The sequence below is a fragment of the Streptomyces dengpaensis genome, from assembly GCF_002946835.1.
In the GTDB taxonomy this organism is placed as follows: domain Bacteria; phylum Actinomycetota; class Actinomycetes; order Streptomycetales; family Streptomycetaceae; genus Streptomyces; species Streptomyces dengpaensis.
The window spans coordinates 8107716-8132139 of record NZ_CP026652.1 but is presented as its reverse complement, the minus strand read 5'-3'; the positions used below and the strand labels follow the sequence as shown (position 1 = coordinate 8132139).

The window sequence follows — 24424 nt, the reverse complement described above, 5'->3', positions numbered from 1 at the left end:
TGCGACCGTCGGCCGCTCGACCTACGATTATGCTATGAAGATTGAACATACAACTAACTCTTTGCGGGAGGCGTCGCGCAGTGAGCAACACAGAGGTCAAACCGGCTGAGGTGCGCTCCGGTGCCACGCCGGACGGTGATTCCACGACCCGAGTCCAGGTCCTTGCCGCGCGCGACGTGCCGCTGGGCGGCCCTCGGGCGATGACGGTGCGCCGCACGCTGCCCCAGCGGGCCCGGACGCTGATCGGCGCCTGGTGCTTCGCTGATCACTACGGCCCCGACGACGTCGCCGAGACGGGCGGCATGGACGTCGCTCCCCACCCGCACACCGGGCTGCAGACGGTGAGCTGGCTGTTCAGCGGGGAGATCGAGCACCGCGACAGCCTGGGCAGCCATGCGTTCGTCAGGCCAGGTGAGCTGAACCTCATGACCGGCGGCTTCGGGATCTGCCACTCGGAGGTCTCCACCCCCCAGACGACCGTGCTGCACGGCGTGCAGCTGTGGGTGGCGCTGCCCGACGCGCACCGGAACACCGGCCGGGACTTCCATCACTACGTGCCGAACGTGGTCAAAGTCGACGGGGGCGAGGCCAAGGTTTTCCTGGGCTCCCTCGCCGGCGACAGGTCCCCCGTCCGTACCTTCACCCCGCTGCTGGGCGCTGAACTGACTCTTGAGCCCGGCGCCACCACGACGCTCGCTGTCGACCCTGGGTTCGAGCACGGCGTTCTCGTCGACCGCGGCGAGGTCCACATGGCCGGAGCGCTCCTGCAACCGGCCGAACTCGGCTATGCGGCCCCGGGCGAGGCGACGCTGACGCTGACGAACGAGACGGATGCGGACGCCCGGATGCTGCTGCTCGGTGGGCCACCGTTCGAGGAAGAGATCGTGATGTGGTGGAACTTCATCGGCCGCAGCCACGAAGACATCGTTCAGGCCCGGGAAGCATGGCAGCAGGCGTCGGACCGCTTCGGCCGGGTCGAGGGATACGACGGGGACAGGCTTCCCGCGCCCGCCTTGCCCAACGCAACCATCACGCCCCGGAAGAACCCCGCACTGCCCTGGAAGGGAACACGATGACACAACAGGCCGCCGCCCCTGTCGTCGAGGACGCAGCCGACAGGCACCGCTACGAAATCCATGTCGACGGCGAGCTCGCCGGCTTCACCGCCTACCGCGACCACGGCGATCAGCGTGTCTTCTACCTCACCAAGATCGACGATTCGTTCGCCGGACAGGGACTGGCCTCCGTCCTCGTACGGGAGGCGCTGACCGACGTACGCGCAGCCGGCAAGCACATCGTGCCCGTCTGCCCCTACGTGGCGAAGTACCTGGGCAAGCATGAGGAGTTCACCGACATCACCGATCCTGTGACCCCGGAGATCCGGCAGTGGCTCGATGAAGCGCTGAAGTGACGTGCGCGGCGCTGCGGGGCGGCGCCGAATCCGCAGGCAGGCGCGCGTGGGTCACCGCGCGCCCCCACGCCCGTACACGCTCACGCCCTCGCTGATACCGGCCGTCGGAGCAGGTAGACGCCCGCGGTCGAGACCAGGACGGCCATGCACGCGATGAACACCAGCCCCGCGCCCTCCAGGCCGAGCGGACTCGCCAGTACACCCACGCCGATCACCGGCACCGAGATGCCCGCGTAAGCCACCACGAACAGCGTCGAGATCACCGCCGCGCGCCGGTTCGCGGGACACGCCTCGGCCACCGCGGACAGCGCCCCGCGGAACGCCAGCCCCTGCCCGGCCCCGCCGACGATCGCGCTCAGCACCACCAGCAACAGCAGGTCCCATCGCAGCGCGCCCGCGAGCAGCGCCAGCCCGGCGAGGAGTGCGGCGCAGCCCAGTGGCAGCGCTCGCCCCACCCCGACGCGGCCGACGGCCAGTTGACCGGCGGTCGAGGCGAAGAAGGCCAGCGCGACGACCAGCCCCTCGACGGCGCGGTTGCGCACGTTCAGGGACTGCGCGAGGAACGCCGGGCTGACCGACGTGAACACCCCGAACAAGGCGAACCCCACGAACGAGGCGATCCCCGCCGGCCCGAACACCGCCCGCACCTGCGGGGGCAGGCTGGGCCGTTGCGGCCGTACGGTGCTCAGCGACCGCCGCTCCCGTACGGTCTCCGGGAGCCACAGCAGGACGGCGGCCGAGCAGGCCACCAGGGCGAGGTGCACGACGAACGGCAGGTACAGCGGCCAGGCAGCGTACTGCGCGAGCACTCCGGCGAGCAGCGGGCCGCAGCCCAGCCCGCCCATATTGGCGGCCGTCGCCACGAACGTCGCCCGGAAGGCGCCACCGTACGGCGCCAACTCCATCACGTACGCCGTGGCAGCCCCGGTGAACAGACCGGCGGACAGTCCCGACAGCAGCCGCCCCCCGTACAGCCAGCCCAGCCCGGTGGCGCACAGGAAGCAGACGGCGCTCGCCGCCGCGAATACCAGGCCCCACAGCAGCAGCGGACGCCTGCCCACGGCGTCCGAGGCGTTGCCCGCCAGCAGCAGTACGCCGATGACCCCGAAGGCGTACACGGCGTACACGACGGTGACCGTCAGCTCGGAGAACCCGAACTTCTCCTGGTAGAGGCCGTAGAGGGGAGTCGGCAGCGTGGTGCCGGCCATACACACGGCGAACACCGCACCGCTGAGCAAACACTGGCGCCACCCTCGGCGATCACCGTCCATGCCGCCGACGCTAGCCCCGCACGCTGCCTCAGCCCGGACTGCCGTGCCCGGCGCGCCGCCGGTACGGGAGAGCCGAGGGAGCCCGGCCAATCAGCACAGTCATCCCCCGATCACGTGGGCGCGGGTGACGCCGAATTCGTCGGCTGGAGTGCGCCGACGGCCGGGAGACGCGGGTCACATTCGTCCATGTCACAGGGGGTCGGGCTACCCCGTCTCAGGGGGTGTAGCCACTGACGACCGCAGAGGAGCACACCATGGACGCGCGACTGAACTACTTCGCCGACCCGACCGCCGGCAAGGCCCTCAAGTACATGATGTCGGCGGGCAAAGCGCTCAAGGAATCGCCGCTGCCGACCGCCACGCAGGAGCTGGTGGCGCTTCGCGTAAGTCAGATCAACGGCTGCGCCGTCTGTATCGACATGCACACCAAGGAGGCCGCCGCTGCCGGCGAGACCTCGGTGCGGCTGAACCTGGTCGCGGCTTGGCGGGAGGCCACGGTCTTCACCGACGCCGAGCGTGCCGCGCTGGCGCTGGCCGAGGAGGGGACCCGGGTCGCGGACGCGGCCGCTGGGGTCAGCGACGGAGTGTGGGCCTACGCCGCCAAGCACTACGACGAGGAGCAGCTCACCGCCCTGGTGCTCCTGGTCTCCTTCATGAACATGGCGAACCGGCTGAACATCATCGCCCAGCAGCCGGCCGGCGACTACGAGCCCGGGCAGTTCCACTGAACCGCATCAGCAACTGGCTCGGAGTCCGGCTGCGGGCTCCGGGCCCCCGGCCTCGGGGGCGTTACTCTGGCCTGCCGACGGTCCGGATGATCACCAGAAGATGCCCGCGCCGGCGAGTGGGTCCGGGTGGGAGCGCTTCAAGGGGAGGGGCTTCGGCGTGAACAAGGCCGAGGAGTTCGAGGAGCTGCGGCCGCTGCTGTTTTCGATCGCCTATCGGATTCTGGGCAGTGTGGGTGAGGCCGAGGACGCGGTGCAGGAGACATGGCTGCGCTTTGACGGCTCGGCGACCCGGCCCAGGTCGATCAAGGCTTATCTCTCGGCCGTGGTGACGCGCATCTCGATCGATGTACTGCGCTCCGCGCGGGTGCGGCGGGAGGAGTACGTGGGCCCGTGGTTTCCCGAGCCGCTGCTGAGCGATCCGTATCAGGATCCGGCGCGGTCGGTGGAACTGGCCGACTCGGTGTCGATGGCGGCGCTGCTGCTGTTGGAGCGGCTCAGCCCGCTGGAGCGGGCGGTGTTTGTGCTGCGGGAGGTGTTCGCCTTCGGGTTCGACGAGGTCGGCGCGGCGGTGGGGCGTTCGGAGTCGGCGTGCCGGCAGCTGCTGGTGCGGGCGCGTCGCCATATGGAGGCCGGGCGCCCGCGTTTCGAAGCGGACCGGCAGGAGCGGCAGGAGCTGGCGACGCGGTTCTTCGACGCGCTGAAGGACGGCGATGTGGGCGGGCTGCGGGATCTGCTGGCCGCCGATGTGCAGCTGGTCTCGGACGGCGGCGGCAAGGCCCCACAGCTGGCCAAGGCCGTCATGGGCGCGGACAACGTGGCCCGGGTGCTGGGCACGGCCTTCCCTTGGCTGATCCGGATCGACGTGTCGTTCGAGCCGCACGAGGTCAACGGCCAGCCCGGCGCGATCTTCCGCGACCGGGACGGCAAGGTGCTCCACACCCTGGCCCTCGAAGTGCTCGACGGGCAGATTCAGACCATCCGCGCCGTGATCAACCCCGACAAGCTCGGCCACCTCGGGCCGGTCGCCGACGCCTGGGCCATCGACCGCGAGGTGAAGCGGGCGCGTCGGCAGCCGAACTGAACTCGGTGCGGACGCCCAGTTCTTTGACTCTTTCTCGGCTGCCTCCGCGGTCGACGTGGCGGCGCTGGTGCCTTGTGCGCCGGTGCCGCCCGTCGAGTAGCGGTGGAGGAAGTCGTACGGGGCCTTCGCCTGGCAATACCCGTGCCGTTACACGGCAGGGGACCGCAACACCCATTCCGGCCTGACGAAGTCCTCGGGGGCCAGAGACGGCCGCGTCCAGTCAACCGCATTCTCGGCGTGGTAGGCGCTTCGCGCGGCGGGCAAGCTGAATCCGCGACGCGAATTCAGACCTGGAATCAGTCAATCAAATGCACCCTCTGGCAGACGCGCATGGCATCGCGAAGAGGCCATCGTCGAGAACGACACCGAGTGACCCGGGCGGGGCGGGGCGCAAGGGCCGACAGCGCGACCACGGCACCACAGTTGCCGCGATCCACCGACACGGACGGCCGTCGAACCCCTCGCCCAACTCCGGGCGCACCATGGGGCGTTCTTCGTCACCGGCAAACACGAGTACCTCTCCGGCGCCGCCCGCTGGAGAACGCCCGCACGGAGCTGCCCAGCTGTACGTGAGCCGCGGCGCGGGTGCGTGGGGCCCGCCGGTACGCGTGGGCGCCCCGTCCGACGTCACGGTCGTCGAACTCGCCTCGACGCAGGCATAGCCGGGACGGCATGTCCCGCCCGAGTCGTCGCAGGCAGGTTCCAGACGCCCGACCAGGCCCCCTCCCTCGGAAGGATCCTGTTCCACCTGCTTCAGGAGTACGCACGCCACCTCGGCCACCTCGACATCGCCCGAGAGCTCATCGACGGGGAGACAGGCGAGTAAGCACGACAGGGCCCCGCGAACGCGCAGGGAGCCGTCTGGCCGCGAACGTCATAACGAGAGATCTGTGCGGTGGGGCTCCGGGGGTGGTGCCCCTGCGTACCGACAGGGTGATGATTACCCCCATGGCGTTGTCGACTGCGTTCACGAAGTTGTTCGGTGTCCAGCACCCGATCGCGTTGGCTCCGATGGGCGGGTCGGCCGGCGGTGCGCTGGCGGCGGCCGTCTCGCGCGGTGGCGGGCTCGGCCTGCTGGGCGCCGGAGGCGGGGAGGCGGATTGGCTGGCGCGCCAACTGCCGATCGTGGCGGGTGCCGGGAAGCCATGGGGTGTCGGGTTCCTGAGCTGGGCGACCAGCGTTGACGCGGTCGAGCAGGCGCTGGAGCACAACCCCAGAGCGGTGATGTTGTCCTTCGGCGATCCGAGCCCGTTCGTTGAACGTGTCCGTGAGGCTGGTGTGGCCGTGATCATTCAGGTCACCGATGTGGAAGAAGCCAGGCAGGCGGTGGACCTGGGTGCCGACGTCATCGTCGCGCAGGGTACTGAGAGCGGTGGGCATGGCGCCCGGCAGGGGCGGTCCACGCTGCCCTTCGTGCCGGTCGTGGTGGATCTGGCGGAACCGGTACCGGTACTGGCGGCCGGGGGGATCGCGGACGGCCGCGGCGTGGCCGCCGCCCTGGCTCTGGGCGCCGCCGGGGCGCTCATCGGAACCCGGTTCCAGGCCACGACGGAGGCCCTTGTCGATCCCTCGATCGCCAAGGCGCTCGTCCAGGGAAGCGGGGAGGACACGGAGCGCAGCAGCATCCTCGACATCGCCCGCAGCTCCCGTTGGCCGTCGAAGTACACGGCTCGCACCCTCGGCCACCCGTACCTCGACCAATGGCGAGGCCGGGAAGCGGAACTCGCGGAGAACCCCGCGGCCCGCCTGGCCTATCAGGCTGACGTGGCACGCGGCGATGTGCCCCCGTTGCCGGTCTGGGCGAGCGAGGCCATCGACCTCATCACCGACCTGCCACTCGCAGCCGACCTTGTCGCCACATTGGCCGCCGAGGCCGGCGATGCCCTGGCCCGGGCGAGAGGTCACTGACTGGAGCTGCCCGCCAGAAGCGACCACGGCCGAGCCCACACCGTTCGACGCGCCACCGACGCCCGGGATACTTGACGACTTGGGCTATCCCTCCTCGCCGTGGACCTCGCGCAGGAAATCCGCCAGGATCCGGGTGAATTCCTCCGGCTGCTCCATCGTCGTGTAGTGGCCGGCGCCGTCCAGCCGCGTGCTGCGGCCGTTGGGGACGGCGTCTATGAGGGCGGTGACAGTGTCGAGGCAACCGGGCATGTCGAGGGCGCCGTTGATGGCGAGGACGGGGACGGCGATTTCCTTGGCGCGGGAGGCTACGTCCTCCAGCGGAACGCAGTGGTTCGGCTCGTTTGGGATGTGCTTCGTCAGGGTGCGCATCGCCATTTCCTGGATGTGGCGCACGATTTCGGGGTGGAGGCCGTCGAGCGTGCGGGAAGGGCCCGTGGCCCACTGGGCGAAGGCGTCCAGCCAGCCGGGGATGTCGCCGACGGCAAGTGCCTTGGTCTGGGCCTCGTGACGCGCGGCGGACCATGGGTCGCTGAGGTCGGGCTCGCCGATGCCGCGACCGCTGACGACGAGAGCCCGTACGAGCTCCGGGTACTCGATCGCGGTGTCGATGGCGATGAGGGCGCCCATCGAGACGCCGACCAGGGCCGCCCGAGTACCGAGGTCGAGGTGGCGCAGCAGGTCGACGAGGTCGTCGGCCTGCCGGAAGGGCTTGCTCGCGTTGGCGGAGAAGCCGTGGCCACGGGCGTCCGGCGCGATGACCCGGTAGCCCTGGGCTGCCAGGCCGGGGATCAGGTTGTCGAACTGGGTGTGGTCCACGAAGCCGCCGTGCAGCAGCACCAGCGGGCGGCCGTCGCGGGGCCCGGCGTCGCGGTAGGCGAGTGGGCCGTCCTGGGAGGCGAAGGTGTCGAACACGGGCGTGCAGGCGACGGGCGCAAAGACCGAGTCCTCATTCATGACAACTAAGGTGTCATGTGCTGGGCATGTATGGCAACCAAGGTGTCATGATGGTCCGGTGACCGAGACCGACCGCCGCCTCTCCCCCGACGAACTCCCGCAACGGCTGATGGAGGTCTTCGCCCTCGTCGGACCGCTCTATCGCCGCGTCCAGCGCAAGATCGAGCAGGATGCCGCCCCGGGCCTCTCCGTCGGCATACGCGCCGTGCTGGACCTGCTGCGCGAGCACGGGCCCATGACCGTGCCGCAGATGGGCCGAGCCCAGTCCCTGAGCCGCCAGTTCGTGCAGCGGATGGTCAATGACGCCGCCGCGAGCAAGCTCGTCGAGAGCATCCCGAACCCGGCGCACCAGCGCTCCTCGCTGATCCGGCTGACCGACGACGGCCACGCGGCGATCACCGCCGTGACCGCCCGCGAGCACGCCCTGCTGCGCCATGTGGACGGCGACCTCACCGATGCGGACGTCGCCGCCTGCGTGCGAGTGCTCAGCCGGATGCTGGAGCTGTTCGACGATGTCGACATCTCCAAGGCCGAACCGCCCTGTTAGCCGGATGGGCATTCCGCCCGAATGGGTTCCAACCCGGGGAACGCGGAAAGACGTGTCCGCCAGCCGGAAGCGTGCGGTTCCCGGGCGCTTCCCGCCCGGGGTGTCACAGCCCCAGGGAAATGGCCAGCCGGGTGAGTTCGGCGGTGCTGTTGATGTTGAGCTTGGTCCGGATACGGCGGAGATAGGCGTCGACCGTGTGCCGGGACAGTCCCATGTGGCGGGCCGTCTGCAGGTAGGTGCATCCAGCGGCGATATGCCGCAGAGTCTCCCGCTCGCGCGGGGCCAGCGTAGGCACGGGGGCCTCGGCGTGCGGTGTGGCGTGGATGAGGCTCATGGGATTTCCTCCGACGGATCGGCTTCGGTCACCCCTGCTCACGCCCTTGAAAGCAGAAAACATATGACCGATTGAGTGCCATTTGTCCCTTTTCGATAAGCCTGGCCGGTCGACGTCATGACGGTGTCCGCCGACTGTCACAGACGTGTCACAGGCCACATCCACGGGCGTAGACAGCGGCGCGCCGGACGCATTCGCGGGCGCGCCACCGTGCGATCGCGGAGAAGCGCCACCGTGCGATCGCGGAGAGAGCCGTATCGCGGCGGAGACGGCTCTTTCGCCGTCTCCGCCGTCCGCAACGGCGTTAACTATTTTGGGGGTTGACGGAACCGCCACGCCGCGCCGCGTGCGCGGCCCCGGAACGGGTGTCCCCGGATCCGTGGGCACGGGTAAGGCGCTGACGGGCGCCGGATCCCCCCACTCCGTGACCGCCACCGAGGTCGCAGGCGCCGTGTGCCCCGGCCGGGCGGGGACCACGGCGGGCACGCCAGGCCGTGCCGGGGCGGTCACCCCAGGCCGTGCCGGGGCGGGCACGCCGGGCCGCGGTGAGGCGTCGGCCTCCCTTAACTGGGCACGGTCGGCGCCCGGAACGCGGGACGGCCCCTCGTGACCGCGCCGGGTTGGTGCTCGATGCCCCTCAGGATCATGCTTGACAGGAGGGGCGCTCTGCCCCAGGCCCGGCCGCGCAGGCTTCCCGAAGGGCGAGATGAACGGCGATGGAGCAACTCCCCACCCCTCCCCGCGAGCAGGCACAGGCAAGCGCCCTGCCCCAGCCGGCCTGCACCGATACGGCCACCGCCATAGTCAATGAGCAGGGCATCGTGACCGGGTGGAGCGAAGGCGCCCGCACGCTCCTCGGCTACGCGTCCTCACAGATCGTGGGCCACAGCGCCGCGCGGCTGCTCGCCGACGACACCGACAACACCGACGACATCAGCGGCATCAGCGGCATCAGCGGCATCAGCGAGCAGGCACGGCGGGAGGCGGCCGGACGCGAGAGGTGGAGCGGCACCCTGACACTGCGGCACCAGGACGGCCACCGGCTTCAGCAGAAACTTCTCGCACACCGCCTCACGCCCGAGGACCCGGCCGCCGAGTGGCTCGTGGTGGCCGCCGTGAGTGACACCCCGCGGCCGCCCGGCGGCGAGACGCCGCGCGAGAGCGACGTACTGAAGGAAGGCGGGGCGGTGGGCGAATGGGCGTTCCGCCAGTCCCCCTGCCTCGTGGCCGTCTTCGACACCAACCTGCGGCTGGTGCGGGCCAACACCGGCATGGAGCACGCGCTGGCCCTCACCGAGGACCAGATGCGCGGACTGCGCCTGCCCGACATCGCCCCGCACCGTGAAAGCGACGACACCGAAGCAAAGATGCGCCAGGTCCTCGAGAGCGGCCAGACGCAGCACGTGGATGCCGCCATCCGTCCCGCCGGTGCCGGCACCGAACACGGCTGGCCGGCCTCACTGGCCCCGTTGAAAGACCCCGCAGGCCGCGTCCGCGCCGTATGCCTGACCGCACACCGGACACACCCGGCACCTCCCGAGCACCTCGCCCGGCAGCGGATGCACCTGCTGCGCGACGCCCAAGCCCGCATCGGCGCCACGTCCGACCCGCAGCGCACCGCACAGGAACTCGCCGATGTCGCCGTCCCCCGGCTCGCCGACATCGCCGCCATCGACCTCCTCGGCCCCTCCGGACCCTCCGGACCCGGCGGACCCGGCGGACCCGGCGGACCCGGCGGACCCGGCGGACCCGGCGGACCCGGCGGCGAGATACCCCCCGCCCCGCCGGCGGGACCCCTCACCCTGCACCGTGCCGCCGTACGGTCGGTCCCCTGCGACAGCCCCGACTCCCCCCACACGGCAGCCCCCCTCCCCGCGGGAGAGGAGATCCGCTACCCGGGACTCTCACCGGTCGCCCAGTGCCTGGCCCAGGGCTGCGGCGCCCTGTACGAGGCGGGCGACCCGGCCCTCACCCAAGGGACGGACAAGGACCCCCACGCCGCCTGGATCCCCGGCACCGGCACCCACTCGCTCATGGTGGTCCCGATCCGGACCCAGGGCACCACCCTCGGCGTCGCCCTCTTCGCCCGTCACCAGCGCGCCGACCCCTTCGAACCCGACGACCTGTGGCTGGCGGAAGAACTCACCACCAAGGCGGCGACCGCGCTGCACCACGCCCCACCCAGCCGGGAGCACGAGCGCCCCCGCGCGCACACCACCACCATGGCCCTGCAGCGCAGCCTGCTCCCGCAGACCCTGCCCGACCAGGCGGCCGTCGACATCGCCACCCGCTACCTGCCCGCCGGTACCCAGGCCGGCGTCGGCGGCGACTGGTTCGACGTGATCCCGCTGTCGGGCGCACGGGTCGCCCTCGTGGTCGGCGACGTCGTCGGCCACGGTATCCGCGCCTCCGCCACCATGGGCCGCCTGCGCACCGCCGTGCGCACCCTCGCCGACGTCGACCTGCCCCCCGATGAACTCCTCACCCACCTCGACGACCTCGTCAACCACCTCTCCGCCGAGGAGAGCGGCGACGCCGACAACACCGACAGCGCCGGAGGCATCGGCACCACCTGCCTCTACGCCGTCTACGACCCCATCACCCGCCGCTGCACCCTCGCCCGCGCCGGCCACCCCCCGCCCGCCGTCGCCACCCCGGACGGCACCGTCCGCTTCCTCAACGTCCCTCCCGGCCCACCGCTGGGCCTCGGCGGCCTGCCCTTCGAAGCCCTGGAGACCGAACTGCCCGAAGGCAGCCTCCTCACCCTCTACACCGATGGCCTCCTCGAAACCCGGGATCACGACATCGACGACGCCCTCGACACCATGTTCGCCGTCCTCACCCGCCCCGCCCGCACCTTGGACACCGTCTGCGACCGCATCCTCACCACCATGCTCAGCCACCGCCCCGACGACGACATCGCTCTCCTCATCGCCCGCACCCGCGCCCTGCACACCGACCGAGTCGCCGCCTGGGACCTGCCTTTCGACCCCGCCACCGTCACCCTGGCCCGCCAGCACGCCACCCGCCAACTGGCAGTCTGGGGACTGGACGACTCCTCCTTCATCACCGAACTGGTCGTCAGCGAACTCGTCACCAACGCCATCCGCTACGGCAAACCCCCCATCCAACTCCGCCTCATCCACCAAATCACCACCCTCACCTGCGAAGTCTCCGACTCCAGCAGCACCACCCCGCACATGCGACGCGCCCGCATCTACGACGAAGGCGGCCGCGGCCTCCTCCTCGTCGGCCAGCTCACCCAACGCTGGGGCACCCGCCACACCCCCACCGGCAAAACCGTCTGGACCGAACAATTCCTCGCCAACGACAACTGACACGCGCCCCCACCCTGGGGCCAGCAGCAGTGAGCCGGACCTCTACCGCCCGGTCCGGCTCACCTGCGGTCATGCGGTCCTGATGTCATCCACCCGCTCGCCCTCCGCCTGGGACGGCTCGGTCCTGGGGACGTCCGGGTGCTGCTCCATGGCCGCACGCTCGGCCGGTTCGTCGCGCTCCCCCTCGGCCTGAGAGGGCGTGTGAGAGTACAGCCAGGTGTCGTAATCCGAAGCTTCGGATTTCATTGCGGGCCTCCCTCGGTCGCTCATCTCCCATGCTCCACCCCGGCCGCGGCGGAGGCGAGAGCAGCCGGCCCCGCTCCTCGCGTACCAGGAGAAAGCGACCTTGGCTTGGACATGCCAATGCGCTGGCGTTGGGCAAGGCAAGGGGCCAGAGGCAGCATGGAAGCACGGGTACACAGAACCCAAGCGTCGGCATTGCCGGCACACGTCGGCGTCTCCTGCCGGCTGGTGGAGGAGGATCTGGGATGACAGCCGAATCCGTCCAGCCCAGCAGTGACGACTCAGGCACCGAGCCACTCCCGCCGGTCGGCCTGCTGGATGTGCTGAGCGTGGCCGCGGTGGTCCTGGATGCCCGCGGCCGCATCGTGTTCTGGACCCCGCAGGCCGAGGAGCTCTTCGGGTACACCGCGGACGAGGCCCTGGGCACATACGCGGCGCGCCTGCTCGTACACCCCGAGCACCTGCAGGTCGTCCAGACCCTGTTCGCGGAGGTGATGGCGACCGGCCGGAGGTGGGCCGGCGCCTTCCCCATCCGGCACAAGGACGGCAGCACCCGCCTGATGGAATTCCGCAACATGCGGCTGCTGAACGATCACGGCGATGTGTACGCCCTCGGCATCGCGGCCGACCACACCCTGCTCCAGCGCGTCGAGACCGACCTGTCCCTGTGCGAGCGGATGATCAGCCAGTCCCCGATCGGCCTGGCCCTCATGGACCCCGACCTGCGCTTTCTCCTGGTCAACCCCGCACTGGAACGCATCGACGGCATGCCCGCCGAAGACCACATCGGCCGCCACCTGAGGGAGACCCTGCCCTTCTTCGACGTGGACATCGTCGAGACCGCCCTGCGCCAGGTGCTCGCCACCGGAACTCCCCTGCTCGACCAGTACCACGTGGGCCGCACCCCAGCCGACCCCGACCACGACCACGCCTGGTCCGTCTCCTTCTACCGTCTGGAGGACCCCGGAGGGCGGGTCCTGGGCGCGGCCACCTCGGTCGTCGACGTCACGGAACGGCACCGCGCGGCCACCGAGGCGGACCGGGCCCGGCGCCGCCTGGCTCTCATCGCCGACGCCTCCACCCGCGTCGGCACCACGTTGGAGGTCGAGCGGACCGCCCGCGAACTGGCCGAGATCGCCACCCCCGAGCTCGCCGACGTGGTCGCCGTGGACGTGCTCGACTCCGCCCTGGCCTGCCGCCGTTCACGCAGACCGGACAACGGGCCCGAGCTTTTCCGCGCGCTGGCACTCAAAGCCGCCCATCCCACCATGGCTCTGCGCGCCGCCGACGCTCCCGGTGACCTGGTCGCCTACGACGGCGACCGCCTCGTCACTTTGTGCGTCCACACCGGTCGGCCGGTCCTGGTACGCCACGTCGACGAGCACGATCTGCGACGCATCGCCCGTAACGCCGAGGCCACCACGCTCCTGGCCCGCGCGGGCGTCCACTCCTATCTCGCCGTGCCGCTCATCGCCCACGGCGAGGTGCTCGGCGCCCTCGACCTCAAACGCACCCGCAACCCGCTCCCGTTCGACGAGGACGACGTCGTCCTGGCCTCTGAGCTCGCCACCCGCGCCGCCGTGGCCATCGACAACGCCCGCTGGTTCCAGAGCGTGCGCAACACCGCCCTCACGCTCCAGCGGAGCCTGCTGCCCGCCCACCCGCCGCAGCACACCGGCCTGGAGCTCGCCTACCGCTACCAGCCCGCCCAGGCAACCAGCGAAGTCGGCGGCGACTGGTACGACGTCATCCCGCTGACCGACGACAGGACCGCGCTGGTCGTCGGCGACGTCATGGGAAACGGCATCGACGCCGCCGCGACCATGGGCAGGCTGCGGACCGCCACCTGCGCGTACGCGGACCTCGACCTCGCCCCCGCCGCGGTGCTCCAGCACCTGGACAAGATCACCTGCGATCTGGAGCACTACATCGTCACCTGCCTGTACGCCGTGTACGACCCCCACACAAGGCAGTGCCACATCGCCAACGCGGGACACATGCCGCCCGCGCTGGCCCGCCCCGGCCAGGCCCCCGCACTGCTCGACCTGCCCGCCGGAGCCCCGCTCGGCGTCGGCGGCATCACCTTCGAGACCACGACGGAGTACCTCGGCCCCGGCGACCTGCTGGTCCTTTACACCGACGGCCTCGTCGAGACCCGGCAACACCCCATCGACGACCGCCTGAACGTGCTTCTCAGCTTCCTCGACGAACCCCACCGGCCGCTCGAGGAGACCTGCGATCTCCTGCTGTACGGCCTGCGCCACCCCGACGACCACGACGACGTCGCCCTCCTCGCCGCCCGGGCCCTCTAGCTCTTTCCGCCCGCCGCACAACCACACGAGTCCTTCACGAGTCACACACGCGTACTTCACTCGCGCATTGCAAGGACATTCATGACGTGGTCCGACACGGCTCAACAGCCCTCCCGCTCCGCCTTCGGCCGGACCACGCGGCCCGTAGGCCTTGTGGGAGTCGCCGGCGGCGAACAGAGCAGGGCCTGCTGACGGTGCGTTGGCTGCGACGCAGCAACTCACTCCCATGACCCGCGCGGTTGGAGCGCGAGCACCTTCCCTGCCGAACCGCCCACGCCGGCACCGAGTCGCACGTCGTGGCGAACGCCGTGCAGGCACCCAGACACGCAGAACCACTACATCGCAGAGGCATCACCATGCATCAACTCATACGCCCCACCTGCCTGTTGGCCGCCACGGCCGGTCTCGCCGTCACGGCACTCACCGCGTGCACGGAGCAGCAGACCGCAGGCGGTACTCCGGCCGTCACCGCGGCGCCGCCCACCACCATGCCGGCCTCCGCCGAAGACGCAGGGAAGAACAACCAGGAGGACAACGCCCCAGCGCGTAAAGACGTCCAGGACAGCGCCGACGAGGCATACAATCCGCCGACGCCGCTGCCGAGACCGGCACGTCGAGTGAAGCCTCGCTGCCCGACCTCGTAGGCGAAGACCTGCAGTACGCGCAGGACACCGCGCAGGACACCGGGTTCTTCTTGCTCGACGACCAGGACGCCTCGGGCCAAAACCGCTTCCAGGTCTACGACCGGAACTGGATTGTGTGCCGGCAGGAGCCCGGCCCTGGCACCTACAGCACCGACACCAAAGTCGTCTTCTACGCCGTGAAGGACACGGAGTCCTGCTGACCTGCCCGGCCTCGGGCAGCACCTCGGCAGCCGATCTCCATCCCGCAACCCGCAGTCATTCCCAGGGGGACCATGAATTCGTACAACAGCCCAGCTCCGCAGCGCCCCGCCGACGCCCGGCCGCTGCACAGGCGCAAGCGCGTCTGGGCCGCCGGCCTCGCCCTCTTCGCCGCCGGAGCCATCGGCGGCACGCAGTCCGCCAACGACAACGCCACCGCGGCCCAGGCGTTGGCATCAAAGCCCACCCCCACCGTGACGGTCACGGCCAGCGCCGCACAGTCCGCCGCCTCCCCCTCCCCCGCACCGACGGTCACGAAAACCACGACCGTCAGAACGCCCGGTCCGACCGTCACCGTCACCGTCACCAAAGCCGCTCAGGCCGCCGGTTCGGGCACCAGCAGCGGCGACGACACGAGCACCGGCACGTGTTCCATCGTCTCCAACGCCGGCAACTGCTACCAGGCAGGCCAGTACTGCCGCAAAAGCGACCACGGAGCCCGGACCACCACCGCGAGCGGTGCGCGCATCAAGTGTTCTTACAGCTCCAACGCGTGGCGCTGGACCTATTCCTGACCGGACACGGCCGCAGCACCCCACTGCGGAGCGGCGGCCCAGGCGGCGTCAGCCTCCCAGTGCCGCCGAGACCACCGCCTTCGCCTCCTCCTGTACCTGGCGGAGATGATCGGTTCCCAGAAACGACTCGGCGTAGATCTTGTAGACGTCCTCGGTGCCCGAAGGGCGGGCCGCGAACCAGGCGTTGGCGGTGGTCACCTTGATGCCGCCGATGGGGGCGCCGTTGCCCGGAGCGTCGGTGAGCACCGCGGTGACCGGTTCTCCGGCCAGGGTGTTGGTGCTGACCTGTGCGGGCGAGAGCTTCGCGAGGAGGGCTTTCTCCTCGCGGGATGCCGGGGCGTCGATGCGCTCGTACGCCGGCTCACCGAAACGTGCGGTCAGCCCGGTGTAGTGCTCCGACGGCGTCTTCCCGGTCACCGCCGTGATCTCGGAGGCGAGCAGGGCCATGATGATGCCGTCCTTGTCGGTGGTCCACACTGAGCCGTCGCGGCGCAGGAAGGACGCGCCGGCCGACTCCTCGCCGCCGAAACCGAGGGATCCGCTGACCAGCCCGTCCACGAACCACTTGAATCCCACGGGCACTTCGACAAGTTGGCGGCCCAGGTCGGCGGCGACCCGGTCGATCATCCCGGATGACACGAGCGTCTTGCCGATCCCGGTGCCCGCGGGCCACTGCTCTCGGTGGGAGTACAGGTAGGAGATGGCGGCGGAGAGGTAGTGGTTGGGGTTCATCAGCCCGGAGTCGGGTGTGACGATCCCGTGGCGGTCGGCGTCGGCGTCGTTGCCGGTGGCGATCCGGAAACGGTCGCGTTGCTCGATGAGCGAGGCCATCGCGTAGGGCGAGGAGCAGTCCATGCGGATCTTGCCGTCCCAGTCCAGCGTCATGAATCGCCAGGTGGGGTCGGTCAGTGGGTTGACCACGGTGAGGTCGAGCGCGTGCTGTTCGGCGATGCGTCCCCAGTAGGCGACCGAGGCCCCGCCGAGGGGGTCCGCGCCGATGCGCACGCCGGATGCGCGGATCGCGTCGAGGTCCAGCACGTGCGGAAGGTCGGCCACGTAGGTGCCGAGGAAGTCGTAGCGGCCGGTGCTGGGTGCGGCCAGCGCCCGGGCGTACGGGGTGCGCCGTACGTCCTTGAGGCCGCCCGCGATGAGCTCGTTGGCCCGGTCCTGGATCCAGGAGGTCGCTTCGGAGCCTGCCGGTCCTCCGTTCGGCGGGTTGTACTTGAAGCCGCCGTCGGCAGGCGGGTTGTGGGACGGAGTCACCACGACCCCGTCCGCGAGGCCCGAGGACCGGCCGCGGTTGTGCGTGAGAATGGCGTGCGAGACCGCCGGAGTGGGCGTGTAGCCGTCCGCGCTGTCGATGAGCACCGGCACCTCGTTGGCCGCGAACACCTCCAGGGCCGTCACCTTCGCGGGCTCCGACAGGGCATGGGTGTCGGCGCCCAGGAAGAGGGGACCGTCGATGCCCTGGCTTTCGCGGTACTCGCAGATGGCCTGGCTGGTCGCGGCGATGTGGTCCTCGTTGAACGCGGTCGCCAGTGACGACCCGCGGTGGCCGGACGTGCCGAAGGCGACGCGCTGGCCGGGCGCTGCCGGGTCGGGGTGCAGCGCGTAGTACGCGGTGACCAACCGGGCGACGTCGACAAGATCCCCGGGACCGGCCGGACTGCCCGCTCGCTCGTGCTGCATGTGCCCGCACCTCCGCATCGTTCGTTCTCCGTTTGTGGTCTCATCTTTCCCCACCGGACGCCACGGCCGCTCAGTGCCACGACCATGACGCGAACGTTGACTGGAACACGCTGGCTGCTCCCTCGGCACAACCCAGCCCCACGGCGGAGGCACCTCCCGCTCCTCGCTCTGCCGGCAGGCTTCAGCAGCAGTCGGCCGCGGTGGTGCCGGCAAAGGCTTCGAGGCGGCAGAAGCAGGACGCCTCGACCGGTACGTCCGCCCGAGCGACCGCGATCTTCAGTTGCTGGGCGACGATCTGCGCCTCCCGCGGCTTGTTCAGACGGACAAGACACTCGTGGAACCCATGCAGAGCCCAGACGTTGCCGGGGTGTTGCACGGCGCGGGGCAGGGAGTCGTCGAGCCCCAGGTCGGCTCGGTAGACGGCTTCGGCCTCCGCGACGCGCCCCTGTTCGAGGAGCAGGGCCCCGTAGGCGTGTCGGGTGGGCTGCATCCATCCCCACGGCTCGTCGTAGGGGAGGTTGTCGTCCAGTGCGATCGACCTCTCCAGCGCGGCGAAGGCGGCGTCGACATGGCCCTTGCGGTATGCCAGTTCACCGTCGAGCATCGCCGAAGCGATCGCGAGGATGTCGGCACAGGTGTTGTTGAACAGCATCCGTGTCTCCGGGACCTGGGAGACCGCCTCGCGGAACCGGTCACGCTCGGCCTCCGCCTCCCTGCCGGTCGCCGAGAGGGCGACACCGCGGGCGTAGTGGAGCATCGCGGTCGTCACGCAGTACAGCTGCGGTTCGGCAGGCATCGGCAGCCGCAGGATGTCGGACCACAGGCCGAAACGGATCAACACGTGGACCCGCATGGCGAGGAAGCCCTCCAGCCAGTCCGCCATGGGCGGACTCTCCACCCGTAGCAGTTCTTCGGGGATGGAGGCTTCGAGTTGCGAGGCGGTCCGCAGGGCGGTCTTCGACTGGCCGAGGAACATCGCGCCGTAGATCTTGAAGTGGTAGTTGTGCGTCCGGTACAGGGTGTAGAAGTTCATCGCGCCGGCTCGCGCGTGGAACTTCTCATCGGCGACGATCGCCCTGCTGTTGTCCGACACGACGCGCTGGTAGTCGCCGCACAGCACGTCCAGGTGCGTGGGCATGTGCTGAAGATGGCCGGCGTCGGGCACCAGGTCGCGCAGCCGGTCCGCGACGGGCAGTGCGGTCTCGGGGGTGGACGACATCTCCATCAGGTGGATGTACATGTGCAGGAGTCCGGGGTGTTCCGTCCCGGCCTCGGCAGCGATCGCCCGCTCCAGTACAGCCTTGGCCTCCAGGGTGCGAGAGCCCTCGGACGGTTCGCCGGTCCGCAGATTCCACAGTTGCCAGGGCGTGAGGTTCATCAGCGCGTCGGCGTAGAGCGTGGCCACATCGGGATCGTCGGGGGCGAGATCGTACACAGCGCGCATGCTGTCGGCGTACGACTCGTTCCAGACCGAGCAGTCCTCAACGGGTTCCGCCTGCGGGTAGCGGGCTCGTAGCGCACGGATCAAAGCCTGTTCGACGAGGGTGGCTCCGGCCGCCTTTTCCTGCGCGCGTTCCACGGCCGCGTGGGCGCGGTCGACGGTCCGGGCCAGGTCCTCGTCATCGAAGAACTCCCAGGGCTTGTTGTAGTTCGGGCCGAGGGCGTAGGCGAAGCCCCAGTAGGCCATGGCGCAGTCGGCGTCCGCCGCGGCGGCGGCCTCGAAACAGGAGACGGCTTCCTCGTGGTGGAACGCGTAGGCCCAGATCAACCCGCGGTCGAACCACGTCTGGGCCGAGGGGGAGGACGTCGTCACGCGGCGGCTGTGGGTGCCGAGGTCGTAGTAGTCCATCCGTCTCTCCTGAAGGTACGGCCGGCCAGGTGGCGCGAACGAGCCCGGTCCGCCTGGCCGGACCAGTGCACGTGCCTCGCCCGGCGCATGCCGTCGTCCCTGTCGTCCCCTGTGGTCAAGGGCTCCGGGGGACATCCACCGTCGAGGCTAGGCCCAATCTCGGTCGTGCGGTAATAACGGCTTTCCGGTACCTGGGTGTTGCCCGACCTGACGCGAGCGCCGTCCCGGATGTGCAACACCGCCGACCGACAGGATCGGCAGACTACGGCGCTGCAGCATAGGCTGGCGGTCATGAGCGCACACTTTGACGTGGTGGTCCTGGGCGCCGGCCCGGGGGGATATGTCGCGGCGATCAGGGCGGCCCAGCTCGGCCTCGGCACGGCGATCGTCGAGGAGAAGTACTGGGGCGGAGTGTGCCTCAACGTGGGGTGCATCCCGTCGAAAGCGCTGCTGCGCAATGCGGAGCTGGCCCACATCTTCACCCAGGAGGCCAAGACCTTCGGCATCCGCGTGGACGGCGAGGTGAGCTTCGACTACGGCGAGGCCTTCAAGCGCAGCCGCAAGGTGGCGGACGGGCGCGTCAGGGGCGTCCACTACCTGATGAAGAAGAACAAGATCGCCCAGTACACCGGCCACGGCACCTTCAGCGACGACCACACCCTCCAGGTCACCCTCGCCGACGGCGGCACGGAGACCATCACCTTCGGCAACTGCATCATCGCCACCGGCTCCACCACGAAGCTTCTGCCCGGCACCTCGCTCAGTGAGCGCGTAGTGACGTACGAGGAGCAGATCCTGTCCGACACCCTGCCGGAGAGCATCATCATCGCGGGCGCGGGCGCCATCGGCGTCGAGTTCGCGTACGTCCTGCACAACTACGGCGTCGACGTCACCCTCGTCGAGTTCCTCGATCGCATCGTCCCCCTGGAGGACGAGGAGGTCTCTGCGGAGCTGACCCGCCGCTACAAGCGTCTCGGCATCAATGTGCTGACCTCCACGCGGGTCGAGGCGATCAACGACTCGGGCGATTCGGTCAAGGTCATGGTGACCACAGGCGGCCAGCGGCAGACGCTGCAGACCGGCAAGGTGCTGCAGGCGATCGGCTTCCTGCCGCGCGTGCAGGGCTACGGTCTGGAGAACACCGGTGTGAAGCTCACCGACCGCGGGGCGATCGACGTCGACGGGCGCTGCCGCACGAACGTCCCGCACATCTACGCCATCGGCGACGTGACGGCGAAGCTGATGCTCGCCCACGCGGCCGAGGCGATGGGCATCGTGGCGGCCGAGACGATCGCCGACACGGAGACCATGGAGCTCGACTACGTGATGATCCCGCGGGCGACCTACTGCCAGCCGCAGATCGCCAGCTTCGGCTGGACCGAGGAGCAGGCCCGCGAGAGGGGCTTCGACGTCAAGGTGGCGAAGTTCCCGTTCACCGCCAACGGCAAGTCGCACGGTCTGGGCGACACCGCGGGCTTCGTCAAGATCCTCAGCGACGCCCAGTACGGCGAGCTCCTCGGCGCCCACCTGATCGGCCCCGAGGTCACCGAGCTCCTGCCGGAACTGACGCTCGCTCAGCAGTGGGACCTGACGGTCCACGAGGTCGCGCGCAATGTGCACGGCCACCCGACGCTCGGCGAGGCGGTCAAGGAAGCCATCCACGGGCTGGCCGGGCACATGATCAACATGTGACCGGCGACGGGATGCGGCGGCACCACAGCCATCACGAAAGCGCGTTCACCGCCCCGCAGTTGGCCATGTTGACGCTCACTCGACGACAGGCACTCCGACGCGATTCCAGGCGTCGAGCACGGCGCGGTACTCGACGCTGTCCGTACCGTGGCGTGTGCGGGCCGCTGTAGCGGTCAGCCGTGCCCAGTCGGCGAAGAGCAGTCCCTCGCGGAGACCGTCCCCGGTAAGCGCCTCCCACCAGATGCGCCCGGCGCCCTCCCATGCCTTGCCGCCCAGCCTCTCAGCGACCAAGTAGAAGGCACGGTTGGGAATACCACTGTTGATGTGGATGCCGCCCTGATCCCGGTGGGTACGGACGTAGGCGTCCATGTGGGCGGGCTGCGGATCCCGGCCGAGGATGCGGTCGTCATACGCCGTGCCAGGAGCCTTGAGTGAGCGAAGGCCCACGCCGTTGATGCCGGGCGCGAGGAGTCCCGCACCACAGATCCAGTCGGCTTCCTCGACTGTCTGGTTCAAGGAGTACTGCTTGGCCAGTTGGCCGAAGACGTCAGCGAGCGAGGTGTGCAACGCGCCGTGTTCGCCCTCCCAGTCGAAGGTAGTGCAGCATCTCCTCGACTCCGTGCCAGACCTCGCCGGCTATCACGTCCAGGCACCGGCTGAACCGGCCGAAGATCTCCCCGTCCCCATCCCCGAGTATCAGTTCCTCGCCGTTCCAGAAGGCGTTATTGAAGTGGGTGCCGTAGTGAGCGAAGGCGACAAGCGGCCGATCGGCGAGCGGGTCGCGCCCCAGCACATCGCGGCCGAAGGCGGTAACGGCCACAAGTCCCTCATACGCCTCGTCGACAGCCGGGTCGCCCGTAGTCGGCTGACCGGTCCAACGGGCCAGAACCAGTCGGTCAAGACTCTCTTGGTGTCCGGCGTCGTAGACGATGTGCTCGGCATCCGGCGCCTCCGCGACGATGACCGGCTCGGTCCTGCCGGCCGGAGCGGCCGGCCCCGAAACCTGCCCTGCCTGCCACACCGCCGCGCCCACCACGGTCAGACGTTCGAGCAACGGAAGAGGGATAGCACCGGTGCTCCGAAACGGCGGTGCCGGAAGCTGTGCGGCGGTTGCCGCTGACGGCCCATCGAGTCGCTCCGTCGTCTCCCGGATCCGGGCCGGGGAGATCTGAGCGACCTTGCCAAGCTCTGTGATGGCCTGCACCAGCCACTTCACCGCGTCGCGCAGCAGGCGGTCGCGTACCTCCTCGTCGAGCGAGCCATCCGCCAGGACCGGGACGATTTCCAGCGCCTCATATCCCCGGTGCACCGCCTCGAACGACGCACTGCTGCGCCGACGCGCGATGACGGCGCCATGCTCGTCCCAGGCCGCACGCGAGAGCGTGGGGGCAACCCAGTGACTGGTCTGCCGGAAGTACATGACCGCCGCGCTGTTCCGGGTCAGTTCGGCGTAGATCAGCCTGGCCGCCGTACGAGTGCTGTTGCGGGCCCGCAGCACCGCACCCCCGGCGGTGGCCAGGGCTGCTCCCAAGGCGCTGATGATGGCGGCGACGAGCGTACTGTCCATGCTGCCTCCCCCGGCACAGCTCCCCGCGCGTGCGCTGTCCGCATGATGGGTGGCGGTGCACGTTCTGCCAAGCCCCCGCGCCCGGCAACGCTTCCGGGCAATCTCCGGACAGGCATTCCGCGCCGCGGCCTTCTAGAGCCTCGGCGAGCCGCTCGCACAGGCCGCCAAGGTCGCCACCCAGTTCCAGGGCCAGGCGCAGCAACACCTGCCCTGGTTCACCTGCGCGCGCCATCAGGCGCCGGCAGCCGGGCCCGTACCAGCTCCAGGCGGCGATCGTTGCCTGCCATGCGGAGGCCGCCCGCATGCGCCTGCCGAAGCCGGCCTCGGCTGCGGGCAGGTGATCACGGCTCAGTGCGCAGGCGACGCAGCTGAAACACGCCACCGGCTGCTGCTCAGGCACCACAACTCCCGCCTGGAACCTCAGAGTTAATCAACCGTTAGGACAGGTGCGGTGTGAGAGGCCGTTGCGGTGCCGATCATTTGTCATGAACCTGCGACCCGATGGGCGGGTCGCAGCCTCATGGAGGTGTGGGATGCACCGCAGACTCGCCACCGGCCTTGCCGCCTCGGCACTGGCCCTTGTCACTGTCACCGCCACCGCCACAGCCGCCACCGCCGCCCCTGCCGACAAGCCCCAGGTCCTGTCCAGCTGGACCCAGACCAGCGCGTCGAGTTACAACCTCTGGGCCGCCGCCCGTGCGAACCAGGCCGCCTGGTCCGCGTACGGGTTCGACTGGTCCACCGACTACTGCTCCTCGTCTCCGGACAATCCGTTCGGCTTCCCCTTCTCCATGTCCTGCGCCCGGCATGACTTCGGCTACCGCAACTACAAGGCCGCGGGCTCCTTCGACGCCAACAAGTCCCGCCTCGACAGCGCCTTCTACGAGGACCTCAAGCGCGTCTGCGCCGTCTACAGCGGCGGGACGAAGACCGCCTGCAACAGCACGGCGTGGACCTACTACCAGGCGGTCAGGGCCTTCGGCTGATAGTTCGCCCACTTAGGGGGTGCGCGGAGCGGCACGTCGGCACGGCTCGCGACTCGACCCGCCCTCGTACCCCCGCACCGCTCCCCGCGTGGCACGCCACACGGTCTCTTCGTGTCACGCCCGCCCGCACCCCCGGGCGTCCACCCGTCCATACGCCAGCTCGAGCACAGTGCCGCACCACCGCTGCCGCCCCCGTACGCATAGCCTGTCGGCCCCACCGGGCGAACTCCCGCCACCTGCCCGCACGTACCGTCCGCGCCCTGGGATACATTGTCCCGCCGGATCGAAGGGGGAGCACATCATCATGCACGTGGGGGCGGCGTCCGGGTGGCGCGGACTGGCCTGCTTGGGTTTGCTGACAGGGGCGGTGGCGGGCTGCTCGGAGGCGGGGACGCAGAGCCCGAAGCCGTCGGCGAGCACGAGGCCGACGACCGAGGCGTCCGGTGCCACCGAAACGGTCACCAAGAGCGGAGGCACCCTCGGTGCCGTCGGCTCGGCCTGCGAACTGCCCGTCACCTTCGACACGGCCGAGGACTGGAAGGCAGAGGCCGTCGACGGCGAGGTCGGCCAGGACACCGACACCACCGGCTCGGACAGCTCCGGCGACCCCGATGGCGGCCTGTCCGAGGAGGTCGCCGATGCGCTCCTCCGGCAGGGACCGGTCACCCTGGCGTGCGAGGTCGACGCCAAGCCTGCCGGGAACATCGGCTATATCCGGGTCTGGACCGGAGAGCCGGGCCAGGATGACGCGCGCACCGTGCTGGAGGCCTTCGTGGCGGCCGAGGACGGCGCGAGCAAGGCGACGTACCGCACGTTCGAAGCGGGCGGAGTCAGCGGCGTCGAGGTCGAGTACGTGTACACGAGCGAGTTCCTTGAGGAATCGAAGAAGGAGTGCGCGTTCGCCGTCACCACCGCAGACGGCCCGGTCGTGGTGCACCTCGGCGGGCTGGACACCGAGGAACACACGGCGATGCTCCCCGCGTACGAACTCGCCAAGCGGACCGTGCGCACCACCTGACCCCTGCGCGCGGCGATTCCGGCGACGAGTCAGGTCACTGCCCGGGGACGCGGTGGGTGGGCATGTCCTTCGATCGACC

General features: G+C 69.8%; 23 protein-coding genes and 1 pseudogene. 16 read left to right on the top strand and 8 right to left on the bottom strand.

Annotated elements, in window-relative coordinates:
• Positions 1–80 precede the first annotated feature (80 nt).
• Both C4B68_RS37955 and C4B68_RS37950 read left to right on the top strand, forming a co-directional pair.
• Entirely contained in the window at positions 81–1076 is a 996-nt protein-coding gene (locus C4B68_RS37955) for a pirin family protein (protein WP_099505665.1), read from the top strand.
• Positions 1073–1411, top strand: a complete 339-nt coding sequence (locus tag C4B68_RS37950; protein WP_099505666.1) for a GNAT family N-acetyltransferase — start codon at positions 1073–1075, stop codon at positions 1409–1411. The genes C4B68_RS37955 and C4B68_RS37950 overlap by 4 nt, the downstream gene beginning before the upstream one ends.
• An 80-nt stretch (positions 1412–1491) precedes the next feature.
• Here the strand turns inward: C4B68_RS37950 and C4B68_RS37945 are convergent, their stop codons facing one another.
• On the bottom strand, positions 1492–2682 hold the full coding sequence (locus C4B68_RS37945) for an MFS transporter (protein ID WP_099505667.1): 1191 nt from the start codon (positions 2680–2682) through the stop codon (positions 1492–1494).
• A 254-nt stretch (positions 2683–2936) separates the two neighbouring features.
• On the opposite strand from C4B68_RS37945, the gene C4B68_RS37940 reads away from it, so the two are divergent.
• From C4B68_RS37940 to C4B68_RS37920, 5 genes and pseudogenes are all read left to right on the top strand, one after another.
• A complete protein-coding gene (locus C4B68_RS37940) occupies positions 2937–3410 on the top strand; it encodes a carboxymuconolactone decarboxylase family protein (RefSeq protein ID WP_099505668.1) in 474 nt (157 codons plus the stop codon).
• 157 nt (positions 3411–3567) lie between these two features.
• Positions 3568–4491, top strand: coding sequence for an RNA polymerase sigma-70 factor (locus C4B68_RS37935; RefSeq protein WP_099505669.1), 924 nt, complete (start codon positions 3568–3570; stop codon positions 4489–4491).
• 470 nt (positions 4492–4961) lie between these two features.
• Positions 4962–5153: pseudogene (locus tag C4B68_RS44915) on the top strand (metallophosphoesterase); the annotation flags it as partial.
• Positions 5081–5317, top strand: coding sequence for a mycothiol transferase (locus C4B68_RS44910; protein WP_373682266.1), 237 nt, complete (start codon positions 5081–5083; stop codon positions 5315–5317). The pseudogene C4B68_RS44915 and the gene C4B68_RS44910, both read left to right, overlap by 73 nt.
• Before the next feature lie 122 nt (positions 5318–5439).
• Entirely contained in the window at positions 5440–6399 is a 960-nt protein-coding gene (locus tag C4B68_RS37920; protein WP_099505670.1) for an NAD(P)H-dependent flavin oxidoreductase, read from the top strand.
• An 84-nt stretch (positions 6400–6483) separates the two neighbouring features.
• On the opposite strand, the gene C4B68_RS37915 is transcribed toward C4B68_RS37920, so the two are convergent.
• Positions 6484–7353, bottom strand: a complete 870-nt coding sequence (locus tag C4B68_RS37915) for an alpha/beta fold hydrolase (RefSeq protein WP_099505671.1) — start codon at positions 7351–7353, stop codon at positions 6484–6486.
• A gap of 109 nt (positions 7354–7462) precedes the next feature.
• Here C4B68_RS37915 and C4B68_RS37910 point away from each other — a divergent pair, with 109 nt between their 5' ends.
• A complete protein-coding gene (locus C4B68_RS37910; protein WP_206337138.1) occupies positions 7463–7900 on the top strand; it encodes a MarR family winged helix-turn-helix transcriptional regulator in 438 nt (145 codons plus the stop codon).
• Between the two features lie 103 nt (positions 7901–8003).
• On the opposite strand, the gene C4B68_RS37905 is transcribed toward C4B68_RS37910, so the two are convergent.
• The gene (locus tag C4B68_RS37905; RefSeq protein WP_099505673.1) at positions 8004–8234 is read right to left on the bottom strand and encodes a response regulator transcription factor; all 231 of its coding nucleotides are present in this window, start codon (positions 8232–8234) and stop codon (positions 8004–8006) included.
• A 716-nt stretch (positions 8235–8950) separates the two neighbouring features.
• Here C4B68_RS37905 and C4B68_RS37895 point away from each other — a divergent pair.
• Positions 8951–11572 carry a SpoIIE family protein phosphatase gene (locus tag C4B68_RS37895; protein ID WP_099505675.1) on the top strand — a complete coding sequence of 874 codons (2622 nt, stop codon included), beginning with the start codon at positions 8951–8953 and terminating at the stop codon, positions 11570–11572.
• Between the two features lie 69 nt (positions 11573–11641).
• Here C4B68_RS37895 and C4B68_RS42255 read toward each other — a convergent pair whose 3' ends face one another.
• Positions 11642–11818: a hypothetical protein gene (locus tag C4B68_RS42255; RefSeq protein ID WP_167459239.1), complete on the bottom strand. Its 177-nt coding sequence runs from the start codon at positions 11816–11818 to the stop codon at positions 11642–11644.
• A 242-nt stretch (positions 11819–12060) separates the two neighbouring features.
• On the opposite strand from C4B68_RS42255, the gene C4B68_RS37890 reads away from it, so the two are divergent.
• The 4 genes from C4B68_RS37890 to C4B68_RS37875 all read left to right on the top strand — a co-directional run bounded on the left by C4B68_RS37890 (position 12061) and on the right by C4B68_RS37875 (position 15544).
• Positions 12061–14127, top strand: coding sequence for a SpoIIE family protein phosphatase (locus C4B68_RS37890; protein WP_099505676.1), 2067 nt, complete (start codon positions 12061–12063; stop codon positions 14125–14127).
• A gap of 356 nt (positions 14128–14483) precedes the next feature.
• Positions 14484–14771, top strand: coding sequence for a hypothetical protein (locus tag C4B68_RS37885; RefSeq protein ID WP_104880040.1), 288 nt, complete (start codon positions 14484–14486; stop codon positions 14769–14771).
• Between the two features lie 50 nt (positions 14772–14821).
• Positions 14822–14971, top strand: coding sequence for a hypothetical protein (locus tag C4B68_RS37880; protein ID WP_240634606.1), 150 nt, complete (start codon positions 14822–14824; stop codon positions 14969–14971).
• Between the two features lie 72 nt (positions 14972–15043).
• Entirely contained in the window at positions 15044–15544 is a 501-nt protein-coding gene (locus tag C4B68_RS37875) for a hypothetical protein (RefSeq protein ID WP_099505678.1), read from the top strand.
• Between the two features lie 48 nt (positions 15545–15592).
• On the opposite strand, the gene pgm is transcribed toward C4B68_RS37875, so the two are convergent.
• Both pgm and C4B68_RS37865 read right to left on the bottom strand, forming a co-directional pair.
• Complete coding sequence (pgm, locus tag C4B68_RS37870; protein ID WP_099505679.1) at positions 15593–17233, bottom strand: phosphoglucomutase (alpha-D-glucose-1,6-bisphosphate-dependent); 1641 nt, start codon at positions 17231–17233, stop codon at positions 15593–15595.
• 181 nt (positions 17234–17414) lie between these two features.
• The gene (locus C4B68_RS37865; RefSeq protein WP_099505680.1) at positions 17415–19082 is read right to left on the bottom strand and encodes a hypothetical protein; all 1668 of its coding nucleotides are present in this window, start codon (positions 19080–19082) and stop codon (positions 17415–17417) included.
• Between the two features lie 291 nt (positions 19083–19373).
• Here C4B68_RS37865 and lpdA point away from each other — a divergent pair, with 291 nt between their 5' ends.
• Positions 19374–20774 carry a dihydrolipoyl dehydrogenase gene (lpdA, locus tag C4B68_RS37860; protein WP_099505718.1) on the top strand — a complete coding sequence of 467 codons (1401 nt, stop codon included), beginning with the start codon at positions 19374–19376 and terminating at the stop codon, positions 20772–20774.
• A 75-nt stretch (positions 20775–20849) separates the two neighbouring features.
• Here lpdA and C4B68_RS37855 read toward each other — a convergent pair whose 3' ends face one another.
• Together C4B68_RS37855 and C4B68_RS37850 are read right to left on the bottom strand one after the other, a co-directional pair.
• Positions 20850–21341: a M4 family metallopeptidase gene (locus C4B68_RS37855; RefSeq protein ID WP_099505681.1), complete on the bottom strand. Its 492-nt coding sequence runs from the start codon at positions 21339–21341 to the stop codon at positions 20850–20852.
• A complete protein-coding gene (locus tag C4B68_RS37850) occupies positions 21322–22341 on the bottom strand; it encodes a gluzincin family metallopeptidase (protein ID WP_099505682.1) in 1020 nt (339 codons plus the stop codon). Before C4B68_RS37850 ends, C4B68_RS37855 begins: the two co-directional genes overlap by 20 nt.
• Positions 22342–22874: 533 nt before the next feature.
• Here C4B68_RS37850 and C4B68_RS37840 point away from each other — a divergent pair.
• Together C4B68_RS37840 and C4B68_RS37835 are read left to right on the top strand one after the other, a co-directional pair.
• On the top strand, positions 22875–23327 hold the full coding sequence (locus tag C4B68_RS37840) for a phospholipase (protein WP_099505684.1): 453 nt from the start codon (positions 22875–22877) through the stop codon (positions 23325–23327).
• Positions 23328–23631: 304 nt separating this feature from the next.
• Positions 23632–24345 (top strand): lipoprotein, encoded by a 714-nt coding sequence (locus C4B68_RS37835; protein ID WP_099505685.1) that lies wholly within the window; start codon positions 23632–23634, stop codon positions 24343–24345.
• Positions 24346–24424 lie beyond the last annotated feature (79 nt).